This is a genomic window from Nocardioides nanhaiensis, from assembly GCF_039542785.1.
GTDB lineage: Bacteria > Actinomycetota > Actinomycetes > Propionibacteriales > Nocardioidaceae > Nocardioides > Nocardioides nanhaiensis.
This window is the reverse complement of sequence record NZ_BAABIM010000002.1, coordinates 93712-105192: the sequence shown is the minus strand read 5'-3', so window position 1 is coordinate 105192 and position 11481 is coordinate 93712. Positions and strand designations below refer to the sequence as shown.

The window sequence follows — 11481 nt, the reverse complement described above, 5'->3', positions numbered from 1 at the left end:
CCGACACCGACCGACACCCGCAGGAGTCCTCGTGCCCGACCTCGCCCACCTCAGCCTGCTCGACCTCGTGGTCCTCGTGACCGTGGTGGCAGCCGTCGTCGGGGCCCTGCGCCGTGGTGCCGGCCTGCTCGGTGCCGTGGGCAGCGCGCTCGGCACCGCCCTGGTGGCGTGGCTGGTGCTCGCGGCGCTCGTGGCGTGGGGTCCCGGCCCCTGGGGCCACGCGGCCCGCGACACCGCCCTGATCCGGGCGGTGCCGGCACCCGAGCGCGCCTGGGACCAGGCCGAGCGCCTGCTCGGCGCCCGCCCCTGACCGGTCCGATCCGCATCTCGACCCCATCCCCATCCCCACCTGAAGGAGACACCCATGAACGACGACACCCGCCCCCTCTTCGTCCCCGGCGCCCAGCCCACCCCGCCCGCAGCGCCTTCCACCCCGCCTGGCCGGCGGCGCGGCCTGCTGGTGGCCGGCGTCGGCGCCGGGCTGGTGGCCGGCCTGGCCCTCGGTCTCGGCGTGCCTGCGCTCGCCGACGGCCCGGGCGGCGGGGACTCGTCCCTGCGTGCCGACACCAGCACGGCACAGCCGGCGCCGGCGGAGCAGGGGGCGACGCCCGAGCCCGCCCCGCCCGCCGAGCCCGTCCAGCCCGGTGACGACGCGCCGGAAGCAGCCGTGCCCTGCGAGGGCGGGCCGCGCGCGCCGCACCAGCCGCCGGCGGTCCCGATGCCGGAGGGCGAGCGGCCCGCGCCGCCGTCCGCGGGGGAGCACCCCGCGGAGCCGGAGGACGGGCGCACCCCGCCCTCGGTGCCTCCGGCGCCGACTCCTCCGAGCGGGGTCGAGACCCAGCCGGCCCCGACCGCACCCCGGAGCAGCTGACGCGGAGGGTGCCGCGACGCTGTCAGGCCGGCGGGTACTGCTGCGCGCGCAGCAGCCGCGCCAGGTGGGCGGCGTTCGCGGCGGCCGTGGCGGTGGTGCCCGCGGTCTTCTCCGGCGTCTGCTCCAGGTCGTTGTAGTCCGTGCCCTGCATCGCCTCGCCCACCCAGTAGGTGCAGCCGCTGGCCGGCACGGTGAAACCGGTGTCGTTGAGACCCTGCATGACCTCGGCGACCGTGTGGTGGGCGCCGTCCTCGTTGCCCACCACCGCCACCAGGGCCACCTTGCCGTAGGTGCTCATCCGGCCCTCGTGGTCGGTCTCGGAGATCTCGGCGTCGAGCCGCTCGAGCACGACCTTGCAGACCGAGGCGGGCTGCCCCATCCAGATCGGCGTCGCGATCACCAGCACGTCTGCCGCGAGCACCTTGGCCCGCAGTGCCGGCCACCCGTCGCCGTCGCCCTCGTCGGTGCTCACCCCGAAGCGGACGTCGTGGTCGACCACGCGCAGCACCTCGCCGGTGACGCTGTGCTCACCCAGGGCCTCGAGCACCTGGGTGCCCAGCAGCACCGAGCTGGAGGGAGCGGGGGAGCGCTTGAGCGAGCACGCCAGGACCACCGCGGTCAGCTGCTGCTCGGTGGCGGGATCGGTGGGGGTGGACGGCGTGGCGGTCACGGGGCTCCTCGGCGCTCGGGTCGGCGGACGCGCGCCGGTACCCGGGTGCCGCGGGGGTATGAGGCCGTGGGCGCCCCCGGCAGGATTCGAACCTGCGACCGGCGGATTCCGACGGCGAACGTTGCTGGACGTTGGTACGTGTTGCCGTAGACGACCCGCTGGACCGATTGACCTGCCATGTTGGTCCCGCGGGTCGCTTTCGCTGGACGATTGCCCGTCAGGCGGGGGGTGCGGCCGTGGATCGTTTCCGCGGGGTAGGTGCGGGGATCGGGGCCCGGTGGTGCCGTCTAGGGAAAGTGCGTTCATTGACTTGTTTCTATGGACGCCAGGGCTTAGCGTCTGTGTTGTCAGCAAGCACGACACACCAACCGAAGGAGTCACCATGACCGACACCACCACCACCACCCCCGCCGCCGGTTACACCCGCACCCCCGCCTGGCAGACCCTTGGCGGCTTCGTCCGCAAGGACGACGGCAACATGACCGCCGCTGAGGCGATGGAGGCCGCCGGCCTCGCCGGGTGGAACGTCCGCAAGGAGGCGATGTACACCGCCTCCGGCATCGAGATTCCGAACCGCGTCGCCACGGTCCGCAACGACCCGAAGACGGGCGGCACCGAGTACCTCGGATATGTCGGTCACAACTACGTGATCCAGCAGAACGAGGAGACGTTCGACTTCCTCGACTCGATCGTGGACCAGTCGGGCGCGAACTACGACGCCGCCGGGATGATGAAGAACGGCGCGCGGGTGTTCATGACGATGAAGATGCCCGAGGGCATCAAGATCGCCGGGGAGGACGCGCACGACCTCTACCTGCTGGGGTCGAACGGGCACGACGGCTTCCACTCGTTCCAGATCGCGGTTATGCCGATCCGCCTCGCGTGCACCAACCAGCTCACGATGTCGCTGCGCGGCGCGAAGCAGTCGTGGAAGATCCGCCACACGGTGAACATGGCCGGGCGGCTCGACGAGGCCCGCCAGTCGCTCGAGTTGACGTTCGACTACATGGACGAGTTCTCGGCCGAGATGGAGCGGCTGCTCGACCAGGCGTACACCGAGGCCGAGTTCGACAAGCTCACCCAGGGCCTCATCCCCGATGGCAAGACCGACGCCACGAAGGCGCGGGTGGCCGAGCGTCGCGGCGACCTCATGCACCTGTTCACCGAGGCCGAGACCAACGCCTTCGGCCGGGGCACCAAGTACGCCGCCTTCAACGCGGTCACCGAGTACGCCGACTGGATCGCCCCCATGCGTGGCGACCGCGACGGCACCAAGCGGGCCCAGCGGATCATGGACGGCGGCACGACCCAGGACCTCAAGGACTACGCCCACAAGGTTCTCGTCGCGGCCTGATCGCCGGGTAGCCGAGCGGCCACACCGTCTAGGCGGTGTGGCCGTTCGTCTTGGCGATGCACGGGTAGCCGTGTAAGTTCTGTGGTGTCAGCAAGCCACACCGAAGGAGCCCCCGATGAACTACACCGCCCCCCTCGCCAAGGGTGACACCATCCGCGACCACCGCAACCGTCCCGTCGTCGTCGGCGCGGTCCGCCCCCTGCGGGCAGACGGCCGTACGTGGGGCGTCTACGCCGCCGACGGGGCCCTCGTTGTCCGCGTGGCGGGGGTCGCCCGATGAGCAAGATGCGCCCGCCGTTCGTGCGGCTCCACGTCGCCACCCTCGACCCGGCCACCCGGCCCGACGAGCTGGCCGCCGCCATCGCCGCGTGCGAGGCCGTGCAGAGCCGCCACCGGCTCGCCGAGGGCGCGGTGTACGCGTCCGGCTGCCGCCGCTACCTGCTCGACACCGGCCGGTCGTGGAAGGCCGAGCGGGTCGACGCCGGGGCGACGGCATGGGGTGGCGCGTCCGACCACCGTGCCCGGGTCGCCGGGGACGCGTGGCGGTGTTCCTGTGGCGCGTCCGGCACCGCGGCGGACCCCGTGGCCGCCCACGCCGCGCACGCCGCGCAGACGGCCGCCTAGGTCGTCCAAAGAAAATAGCCGCGCGGGCTGGCTTCTATGGACGCCAGCACTTAGCGTCTGTGACGTCAGCAAGCAGGAAACACCGTCCAACGAAGGAGCCATCATGAACCTCACCCACGACACCACCGACGCGACGATCCTCGCCAACGTCGAGACGGCACGCGCCCGCGTCATCGGCCTCTGCAACGAGCGGGCGAGCGCCACCGACATCGCCGAGGCCGCCCTGCTCGTCGCCAACGCGGAGGGCATGGCGTCCGCCCGGATCGCCTACCGCAACACCCTGCGGAACGCCGCCGACCACCTGCGCCACGACCCGACGCACCCCGAGGTGGTCGAGGCCGCCCGCACCTACCTGCGCGACCTCATCCTCAGCGGCGCGGACGACACGTGGAGCGGCCGGGGCAACGACGCCCGCCGCGCCCGGCACGACGGCTTCCTCGCCGGTGCCCGCGAGTTGCTGATGCGCCGCTGAGCCACCCACACCCCCGCCGGGGGCGGCGTCACGTCGCCCCCGGCCCCACCCCGGAAGGAAGGAACCGCATGACCGCCACCGCCGCCGAGCAGGTGGAGCTCGTCTACACCGCGCCGACGGGCAAGGCCACGATCGGCCGCGTCCACCGGACGACCTGCGAGCACATCCCACGCACGGCGACCACCATCCCGGCCGAGCGTGTCGACCCCGACGCCCTCACCGACGCGACGCGGGCCACGTGCTGCTCGCCTCGCATGTTCGACGTCCGCACCGCCATCGCCCGCCAGGGCAACCCCACGAAGGAGCAGAGCATGACCGCCACCGACACCGCCAAGCCCGCCGCCGAGAAGAAGGCCGCCGCGAAGCCCGCCGCCGCTGCCAAGCCCGCCGCCGACAAGAAGGCCGGCGCGACCAAGGGGGCCGACAAGCCCGCCGCGAAGAAGGCGGCAGCCAAGCCCGCGGCGAAGAAGGACGCGCCCGCCCGCACCAAGGTGGGATCGTTCGAGGTCAAGGGCGACACCCACAAGTGCGAGGGGACGTGCGGCGAGACGCTGCCGGTCAAGAAGTTCCCCACGGTCGGCAAGGACGGGCACCGCGCCGTCGAGTGCCGCCCCTGCCGCGACGTGCGGACGAAGGCCGAGAAGGCCGCCCGTGACGCCGCCAAGGCGAAGGGCTGATCGCGCCGTGAAGATCAACGTCACCGGCCACCTCGACACCGACGACCTCGACGCCGAGCACGTCGACCTCGATCACCCGATGGGGCTGTCCTCGGCCGGGTACGAGTACTGGTCGCGCGAGCTGCCCCTGGACGACGCGGACTTCACCCTGGACCGCGGGTGATCCCCGGGGGCCGTCGGACCACCGCCCGGCGGCCCCCGTTGCCCTCGCACAACGTCCCCGGGAAGGATCGGCCCATGCCGCCACGCAAGACGCCGAAGCGATACCTGAGCCGCCCCGAGGTCGCCGAACGGATCGGGGTCAAGCCCGACACCCTCAACCGCTACACGCTGCCCGAGCCGGACGCCCAGATCGGGGCGCGGCTCGTCGGCTGGCTGCCCGAGACGATCGACCGCTGGAACGCGGCGCGGCCGTCGCGGTTGGCACCATTCGCAACACCCCCGGACTCCGACTAGGGTCGGACCCGACGACGCCCCCGGCGTGGCCCCTGCTTGCTGACACTTGTAGGTCTCCTTCTGGAGTGTGGCCCCCGGGGGCGTTGTCGTGCGCCCGCACGACTTCCTCCAATCGTCTAAAGAAAGTGGGCGTGGCGTCTACGGTATGCACGGCTACCCGTGTACTTTCGAGATCGTCAGCAAGCGATCCGATCGGGAGGCAGCATCGTGGACAAGGACGTTCGGCAACTCGTCAAGGCAGCGGCGCGACAGGGCTTCGAGGCGGTGCCACACGGCGCGCACGTGCGGGTGACCAACAAGCGCACGGGGGAGTGGACGACCCTGGCCAAGACGCCAAGCGACTACCGCTGGCGCAAGAACGCCATCGCCAACCTGCGGCGGATGGGCTTCAACCCCCACCGCTAGGCGCGCCAGAAACGACGAAACGCCCCCCACCCGACCACATGGGCCGGATGGGGGGCGTTAGTCCGTCAGCGGGCGTCAGACGACGGCGGTGCCGTGCTCGTGACCGTCGGCCACGTCGTCCGCGTCGTACTCGTAGGCGGGGTCCTCGTCCGACGGCGGCTCGGTGGCCAGCCACGGCACGAGGCGGGCGAGCAGGTCGTCCACGCCCGGCAGGGCCAGGACACGGGTGATCGCGCCCGCGACGGCGATCGACGTCGCCACGACGGGGAGGGACGGGTCGACGCCCGCGGCCTCGATGACGAGGCCCCACACGGCGGCGATGCCGACGACGGCAGCGAAGACGGTCCGGACGGTGGCCCGCCACGGGTAGGCGGTCTGGGTCGGTGCGGTCATGCGGTGTTCTCCCTTGCGGTGGGTGGGGGTGGTGGTCACGCGACGACGCGGAAGCCGTAGCGGTCGCCCAGGCGGGCGAGGGACACGCGGCCGGGCACGCCGTTGGCGTCGCGGCCCTTGTAGCCGAGCTTGCGCTGCCAGGCCGCGTAGTTCTTGCAGCCCTCGGCGCGCAGCGCGCGGCGGACGCGGTTCCGCTCGCGCCGGGTGCGCTTGACCAGCCCGCGGGTCCACCCCGCGACGGTGGCCGCCCGACGGAGGCGCTTGACCGACACCGAGGGGCGGTTGTCCACCGGCTGCGGCTTCGGCGGGGTGGCGGCGTGGGCGGCCGTGAGCCGGCCGCTGGTGATCGCGCGCATGACCGGCTTGCCCGGGCAGGCGGTGGAGTTGCCCGGCACCTGCTGGTGCCCCTGCACGAGGTTGGCGGACGGGAACGTCCGGCGGATGTGGGCACGCAGCTCGCGGAAGGCGTCGACCATCGCCTCCGGCGGCTCCTCGTCGTTGCCGAGGACGAACAGAACGCCGACGCGCGAGGGGTTGCCGATGGTCCCGGCGTGCGCGCCGACGTTGAAGCCGGTGAGGTCCCACACCCGGCCGGAGCCGTCGAGGGCGAAGTTGTAGCCGATGTCCGCCCAGCCCTTGGACACGTGGTAGGAGCGCCAGCCGCGGAGGCGGTTGGCGACCGCCGACTGGCTGAGGCCGGCGAGGCGGACGTTGCCCGCGGCCGGGTAGTGGCAGGCGATCCCGACCACACGGGACTTGGACAGGGGCCGCCCGGCGCGGCCGTTGCGGGTCGACGTCCACGCCGACCGGGGCAGGATGTTGAGGCTCATGCGGTGTTCTCCCTTGGGGACGACGACGGCCCCCGCCCGGTGTGGGCGAGGGCCGTCTGGTGTGGTGTTGCGGGTTGGTCAGTTGGGCGGGTGGGGGGGGTGTGCCGACCGTGGGAACGGCGGGAACCGCTCGGGGTCCACGCCGTTGTCAATGGCGATCCGCCGCACGATCGAGGCGTGCTCGCGGGCGATGCGCGCGTTGGCCTCGGCCGCGTCCCGCTCCCGGCGCAGGCGGTTGTTCTCGCGCTGCTCCTGCGGACGGCGGTTGTTGACGTAGCCGATGATCGCGCGGGCAATCTCGGGCAGGATCGTGCCGACGCCGAGGGCGGCCAGGATGGTGACAACAGCCTGGATCGTCGTCATGCGGGGCTCACTCCTTTTCTGGGCGCGGCTCGTAGTTGATCCCCCGCACCTTGTAGGCGCGTCCGATGAACACGAGGACGACGATGGCGATGGCCCCGAACTGCGGCAGCCGGTTGCCGGGGCCGTCGAAGTGGAGGTAGGCGACGACCGCCGCGTAGATGGCTGCCCCGGTCATGCCCGCCTTGGTGGCGACCCGTTCGGCCCACCACAGGCCCGGCAGGACACCGGCCGCGCCGAAGCCGCCGCACACCATGAGCAGGATTGCCCACGCCGACGTGAGGGCGACGCCGATCGTGCCCTCGATGGAGGACGGCGGATTGAACCAGGCCGAGACGCCCATCATGAGGGCGAGCAGGTAGGTGGCGAGCATGATGAACCGCTCGACCCGGGGCTCGCGGACGCGGCGGAACGCGCGGGACACCGCGCGCGGCAGGTTCACCCCTCCGCCTGCTCGGCGATGGCGGCCTCCGCCTGCTCTGCGCGGGCCGTCTGCATGGCGAGGTTCACCGAGAGCTGTGCCACCTGCTCGCGGAGTGCGGCGATCACCCGGGAGGGGTCGACCGCGATCTCGTTCGGCTGCTGGTTCATCACGCGTTCCTTTCTTCGAGGGATGCGACGCGCGCGTAGAGGTCGCGCACGAGGGGGATGAGGGCGACGCCGATGCGGTCGTAGGCGAGGCCCTGGGTGTCGCCGTCCTGGTCGTAGATGACGAACTCCGTCAGGCCGGTCGCCTCGACGTCCTCGGCCACGAGGCCGGGGATGCGGAGCATGGGCGTCTGGTTCTCGGGCACGTCGTCCTCGCCCGCCAACTCGGCGGCGAGCGTCTCGGCGGCCACGCGGTCGAACCAGGACACCATCGGGACATCGAGCAGCCGCATGAGCCGCTCGGTCGGGATGGGCTCGATGAGCAGCTTGGAATCGCGCCGCGACGTAATGCGGAAGATCTGGCCGCCCGCACCCATCTGCACGTTCGCCGAGCCGCTGTTGGTGGAGTGGCGACGGAAGTAGACGTTGCCGTTGCCGTCGGCGTCGATCGAGTTGGAGTTCGCGCCGCCGGTCCGCACCTGGAACACGCCCCCGGCGTAGATGAGGGCGTGGACGGATGGGGTCAGCAGGAACTGACCTCCGGGGTTGAAGGTCATCCCTCCGCTCGGCCGCGCGTTGACGACCTCACGCGTGATGTCGAGCGCCCCGCCCTGGAAGCGGAACAGGGGGGCGTCGAGGACGGCCGCGCCGCCCGAGATGCCGACCATTAGCCCGTCCTCGCTGATGAGGTTCATGCCGTAGCCGGGGGTGGTGAGGTCGAGCCAGATGGCGGTGCCGCCGTTGCCCTCGTCAACGGCCATGATGGTGCGGTTGGCTCCGGCGAGGCGGACGCCGCCCGGCTCCCACGACGACAACTGGCCCATGAGGGACCCGTTGCTGCGCAGGAAGTCCAGGACGCCGCCGCCGTAGGACAGGTCCTCGCCGAGGCGGACCCGGTTACCCGAGGCGTTGCCAGCGGTCACGGTGCCGTTGATGTCGGCGTCTACCGCCGTGAGGCGGCCGGTGGCGGCCGAGATGGTGGTGCGTGCCGCCCCGCTCGACGGGTAGGCCGAGAGGCCGCGGGCGTCGAGTTCCACGCGCTGGCCGCTAGCGGCGGTGCGGACGGTCGTGCCGGTGATGACGATGCCGTCAATGGCACCGCCCGCGATGGCGTCCGCGGTGACGGAGTTGGTAGCCAGGGTGAGGACCGTGACCGAGCCCGCGCCGAGGTCGCCGTTGACCAGCGGGCGTGGGGTCGCCGCGACCGCTGCCGAGGCCGTCGAAACGTTGCCCGCACGGTCCACGGCAACGAGGGTGATCGAGGCGGCCATGTTGTAGGTCAGGCCGGTGATGACCGCCCGGGCGTCCGGCCCGTCGAGGCGGTCGCGGATCACCCCGTCGACCAGCACGCGCACGTGCGCGAGGGTGGCGGGCATGGTGGCCCCGGTCGACGTGCGACCGTCCCAGGCGACGGTGACGACACCGAGGCGCACGGTGACGCCCGGTGCCGACGGCCGCGGGGGCGGGGCGAGGTAGCGGGCGGTGGTGATCGTCCGCTCCGTCGACCAGGGGCCGGTGACGTAGTTGTCCGACACCGCGCGCACCCGGAACGTGTGGGCGGTGTTGGTCGGCAGCGGGGACACCGCGTGCTGGGAGTCGGTGACGGTGGCCGCGAGGGTCCAGGTGCCGTCCGGCCCTCGCTGCCAGACCTCGTAGCCGCGCACGCCGAGCAGGACGCCCTCGGCGTCGGTGGTGACGTCGGCCCAATCGAGGGCCACGCGGGCGCGGGGCTGGCCGTCGGTGTCGGCGTAGGCCGTCGTGCTGACGACCAGGCCGTCCACGGCCGCGGGGGCGCGGGAGTCGGGGCCGTCTGGCGTGGGCGGGCTCGGGGTGCCGCCAGCGCCGCCGCTGGACGCCCCGCCCGTGACGTTGGCCGTACGCCGCGCGAGGCGGGCGAGCAAGTCGTCCAGGCGGGTGCCGAGGGTGGTGTGGCCCGACACGCCCTCGGCGTCGTAGGTCACCGACACCTGGGCCACGCGGGCGCGGTCGCGGATGAGCGTCCCGTTGTCCTCGCGGTCGAAGAAGGCCCAGTCGCCGGGGCGGTAGTGCTGCCACGGCACGACGGTGGCGGCAGCGGCGTGCCACTCGCGCGTGTACTGCGTCCGCTCGCTCGCACCTGCCGCCAGCTCCTGCTCGATGAGCAGGGCGGCCGTTCCCTCGTCGGTCACGCCGCTCTGGGTGACGTATCCCTCGAGGCGGCCGTAGGTCTGCACCGCGGCGGGGTTGGACACGTCCCACACCCCGCCCGCGTCGCCGGTGAGGCGCGCGAACGTCACGAGGTCCTCGATCGACCCTTCCTCGGGGGCCGAGGTCACGCCGTCGGTGTGGCGCACCCACACGGGCGCGGTGCCGGTGGTGAGGTCGCGGGCGAGGGCGGTGTCGGGGTTGTAGAGGTTGAGGGTGCGGCCGGTCCACGACAACTCCGCGAGCCCCTGGTCCACGACCGCCTTGAGCACCGAGTCGAGGTCGGCGGACGGCTCGAAGGCGAGCGTGACCTCGTGGGCCCACGGCTGCCCGGCCGAGTCGGTGGTGGCGTTGAAGGAGCGCGCGAGGCCGGGGCCCCATCCGCGGCCCCGGGCGTCGTCAAAGATGGTGCCGACGATCGTCCCGGGGTTGGCGGCATTGAACTGACGCTTGCCCTCGCTGTTCATGTTGCCGCCGGTCCACACGCGTGCCTTGCGGGCGAGCCAGCCGAGGTGGATGGCGTCGTAGCTCCGTGCCTGCCCGCCGTCGTCCTTGGAGTTCCAGGCGCGCTTGACGACGAGGAAGCGGGCGTCGTCGGGCTCCACCCACGTCCCCGCCGCCGCGTCCCACCGCTCCACCGCAATCTCCGGCAGGGCTTCGAGGACGTCGGAGCGGCGGCCGGCCTTCGTGTAGCCGACCTTGAGCGTGGGCAGGTCTGCGCCGAAGGGGATCGTGGCGGTGTAGTTGAGGGAGTCGGGGAGGACACCGATCTGTGCGCCGAGCGGCGTGTAGGCGACGAGGCGCAGGTGCATCACAGGAAGGCCCTCCTAGCGCGGCAGGTGTTCACCCCCGCGCCGCCCGTGCGCGTGAGGGTCCACCCGATCCGCTGGTTGGTGTTGGGGTTGAGGTCGAAGCCGTTGGGGCCGACCGACAGGCCGCCGGATACGTCGGTGCCGCCGGTCCATGCCGTGCCGGTCACGCGGTAGGCCGCGAGGATGCCGGGCTCGATGCGGAGGGATGAGCCGCTGGGGATGGTCGCGCCGGACCACCGCACCGAGCGGCCCGTGGTGGCGTCGGTGACGACCACCGACGCCACCGGGCCCGGGACCATGAACACGGGATCAGTGATGGAGCCCGTTGTGCCCGCGAGGTTGGCGGCGTTCGTGATCGACCACGAGGACGTCGAGGTCGACACGTTCTCGCGGGCGTCGGCGTCACGCCAGAACACGGTCGGCAGGTCGAACGGCAGCACGAGCTCGGCGGTGAACGGGTCGAACATCTCCGGTTCCACCGCGGCAAGGAGTCGCGCGGCTACGGTCCGGTAGTAGGCGTCCCCGGTCGGGTAGTACCGCAACTCCGGCAGCCGCCCGAGGGGGGCGGCCAGGGCCCAGAGGCGTTCGAGGTTGGCCCGGAGCTGCTGGTGCCCACCCGACACCCCGCCCTCGGTGTTGTCGGTGACGATGAGGCCGACGGTGTGCGACCCCGCGGCGCGCACGGTGGGCGGCAACGGGGCCGTCCCATGCACGCCGGGGATCGTGACCGACGGGACCACCGGGGCCGGTAGGCCGGGGAGCAACGTCTTGTCGCTCACCGCCCA

Annotated in this window: 18 protein-coding genes; 10 read left to right on the top strand and 8 right to left on the bottom strand. The window is 72.4% G+C overall.

The window, feature by feature from the left end; all coding sequences use genetic code 11:
- Positions 1-31 precede the first annotated feature (31 nt).
- The gene (locus tag ABD948_RS08685) at positions 32-310 is read left to right on the top strand and encodes a hypothetical protein (RefSeq protein ID WP_345264781.1); all 279 of its coding nucleotides are present in this window, start codon (positions 32-34) and stop codon (positions 308-310) included.
- 54 nt (positions 311-364) lie between these two features.
- On the top strand, positions 365-871 hold the full coding sequence (locus tag ABD948_RS08680; RefSeq protein WP_345264779.1) for a hypothetical protein: 507 nt from the start codon (positions 365-367) through the stop codon (positions 869-871).
- A 22-nt stretch (positions 872-893) separates the two neighbouring features.
- Here ABD948_RS08680 and ABD948_RS08675 read toward each other — a convergent pair whose 3' ends face one another.
- A complete protein-coding gene (locus ABD948_RS08675) occupies positions 894-1541 on the bottom strand; it encodes a flavodoxin family protein (protein WP_345264777.1) in 648 nt (215 codons plus the stop codon).
- A gap of 382 nt (positions 1542-1923) precedes the next feature.
- Between ABD948_RS08675 and ABD948_RS08670 the strand changes: the two genes are divergently transcribed.
- From ABD948_RS08670 to ABD948_RS08635, 8 genes are all read left to right on the top strand, one after another.
- Positions 1924-2895 (top strand): DUF932 domain-containing protein, encoded by a 972-nt coding sequence (locus tag ABD948_RS08670; protein ID WP_345264775.1) that lies wholly within the window; start codon positions 1924-1926, stop codon positions 2893-2895.
- Positions 2896-3010: 115 nt separating this feature from the next.
- Positions 3011-3175: a hypothetical protein gene (locus ABD948_RS08665; RefSeq protein ID WP_345264773.1), complete on the top strand. Its 165-nt coding sequence runs from the start codon at positions 3011-3013 to the stop codon at positions 3173-3175.
- Complete coding sequence (locus ABD948_RS08660) at positions 3172-3519, top strand: hypothetical protein (RefSeq protein ID WP_345264771.1); 348 nt, start codon at positions 3172-3174, stop codon at positions 3517-3519. The genes ABD948_RS08665 and ABD948_RS08660 overlap by 4 nt, the downstream gene beginning before the upstream one ends.
- Positions 3520-3622: 103 nt before the next feature.
- Positions 3623-3991: a hypothetical protein gene (locus ABD948_RS08655; protein WP_345264769.1), complete on the top strand. Its 369-nt coding sequence runs from the start codon at positions 3623-3625 to the stop codon at positions 3989-3991.
- A gap of 68 nt (positions 3992-4059) precedes the next feature.
- A complete protein-coding gene (locus ABD948_RS08650) occupies positions 4060-4668 on the top strand; it encodes a hypothetical protein (RefSeq protein WP_345264767.1) in 609 nt (202 codons plus the stop codon).
- Between the two features lie 7 nt (positions 4669-4675).
- Positions 4676-4831, top strand: coding sequence for a hypothetical protein (locus ABD948_RS08645; RefSeq protein WP_345264765.1), 156 nt, complete (start codon positions 4676-4678; stop codon positions 4829-4831).
- Between the two features lie 74 nt (positions 4832-4905).
- Positions 4906-5124, top strand: a complete 219-nt coding sequence (locus ABD948_RS08640; protein ID WP_345264763.1) for a helix-turn-helix transcriptional regulator — start codon at positions 4906-4908, stop codon at positions 5122-5124.
- Between the two features lie 207 nt (positions 5125-5331).
- Complete coding sequence (locus tag ABD948_RS08635; RefSeq protein ID WP_345264761.1) at positions 5332-5529, top strand: hypothetical protein; 198 nt, start codon at positions 5332-5334, stop codon at positions 5527-5529.
- Between the two features lie 75 nt (positions 5530-5604).
- On the opposite strand, the gene ABD948_RS08630 is transcribed toward ABD948_RS08635, so the two are convergent.
- The 7 genes from ABD948_RS08630 to ABD948_RS08600 form a co-directional block, all read right to left on the bottom strand.
- Positions 5605-5922 (bottom strand): hypothetical protein, encoded by a 318-nt coding sequence (locus ABD948_RS08630; protein ID WP_345264759.1) that lies wholly within the window; start codon positions 5920-5922, stop codon positions 5605-5607.
- A 35-nt stretch (positions 5923-5957) separates the two neighbouring features.
- Complete coding sequence (locus ABD948_RS08625) at positions 5958-6752, bottom strand: N-acetylmuramoyl-L-alanine amidase (protein ID WP_345264757.1); 795 nt, start codon at positions 6750-6752, stop codon at positions 5958-5960.
- Positions 6753-6830: 78 nt separating this feature from the next.
- The gene (locus ABD948_RS08620) at positions 6831-7115 is read right to left on the bottom strand and encodes a hypothetical protein (protein WP_345264755.1); all 285 of its coding nucleotides are present in this window, start codon (positions 7113-7115) and stop codon (positions 6831-6833) included.
- Between the two features lie 7 nt (positions 7116-7122).
- Positions 7123-7554, bottom strand: coding sequence for a hypothetical protein (locus ABD948_RS08615; protein ID WP_345264753.1), 432 nt, complete (start codon positions 7552-7554; stop codon positions 7123-7125).
- Positions 7551-7703 (bottom strand): hypothetical protein, encoded by a 153-nt coding sequence (locus tag ABD948_RS08610; RefSeq protein WP_345264751.1) that lies wholly within the window; start codon positions 7701-7703, stop codon positions 7551-7553. Before ABD948_RS08610 ends, ABD948_RS08615 begins: the two co-directional genes overlap by 4 nt.
- Positions 7703-10696, bottom strand: coding sequence for a phage tail protein (locus ABD948_RS08605; protein WP_345264749.1), 2994 nt, complete (start codon positions 10694-10696; stop codon positions 7703-7705). Before ABD948_RS08605 ends, ABD948_RS08610 begins: the two co-directional genes overlap by 1 nt.
- Complete coding sequence (locus ABD948_RS08600; RefSeq protein WP_345264747.1) at positions 10696-11409, bottom strand: hypothetical protein; 714 nt, start codon at positions 11407-11409, stop codon at positions 10696-10698. The genes ABD948_RS08605 and ABD948_RS08600 overlap by 1 nt, the downstream gene beginning before the upstream one ends.
- Positions 11410-11481 lie beyond the last annotated feature (72 nt).

Coding starts and splice junctions, on each gene's coding strand:
- ABD948_RS08640 (WP_345264763.1), top strand. CDS start 4,906: ATGCCGCCACGCAAGACGCCGAAGCGATACCTGAGCCGCCCCGAGGTC.
- ABD948_RS08605 (WP_345264749.1), bottom strand. CDS start 10,696: ATGCACCTGCGCCTCGTCGCCTACACGCCGCTCGGCGCACAGATCGGT.
- ABD948_RS08680 (WP_345264779.1), top strand. CDS start 365: ATGAACGACGACACCCGCCCCCTCTTCGTCCCCGGCGCCCAGCCCACC.
- ABD948_RS08655 (WP_345264769.1), top strand. CDS start 3,623: ATGAACCTCACCCACGACACCACCGACGCGACGATCCTCGCCAACGTC.
- ABD948_RS08625 (WP_345264757.1), bottom strand. CDS start 6,752: ATGAGCCTCAACATCCTGCCCCGGTCGGCGTGGACGTCGACCCGCAAC.
- ABD948_RS08630 (WP_345264759.1), bottom strand. CDS start 5,922: ATGACCGCACCGACCCAGACCGCCTACCCGTGGCGGGCCACCGTCCGG.
- ABD948_RS08620 (WP_345264755.1), bottom strand. CDS start 7,115: ATGACGACGATCCAGGCTGTTGTCACCATCCTGGCCGCCCTCGGCGTC.
- ABD948_RS08665 (WP_345264773.1), top strand. CDS start 3,011: ATGAACTACACCGCCCCCCTCGCCAAGGGTGACACCATCCGCGACCAC.
- ABD948_RS08650 (WP_345264767.1), top strand. CDS start 4,060: ATGACCGCCACCGCCGCCGAGCAGGTGGAGCTCGTCTACACCGCGCCG.
- ABD948_RS08660 (WP_345264771.1), top strand. CDS start 3,172: ATGAGCAAGATGCGCCCGCCGTTCGTGCGGCTCCACGTCGCCACCCTC.
- ABD948_RS08610 (WP_345264751.1), bottom strand. CDS start 7,703: ATGAACCAGCAGCCGAACGAGATCGCGGTCGACCCCTCCCGGGTGATC.
- ABD948_RS08670 (WP_345264775.1), top strand. CDS start 1,924: ATGACCGACACCACCACCACCACCCCCGCCGCCGGTTACACCCGCACC.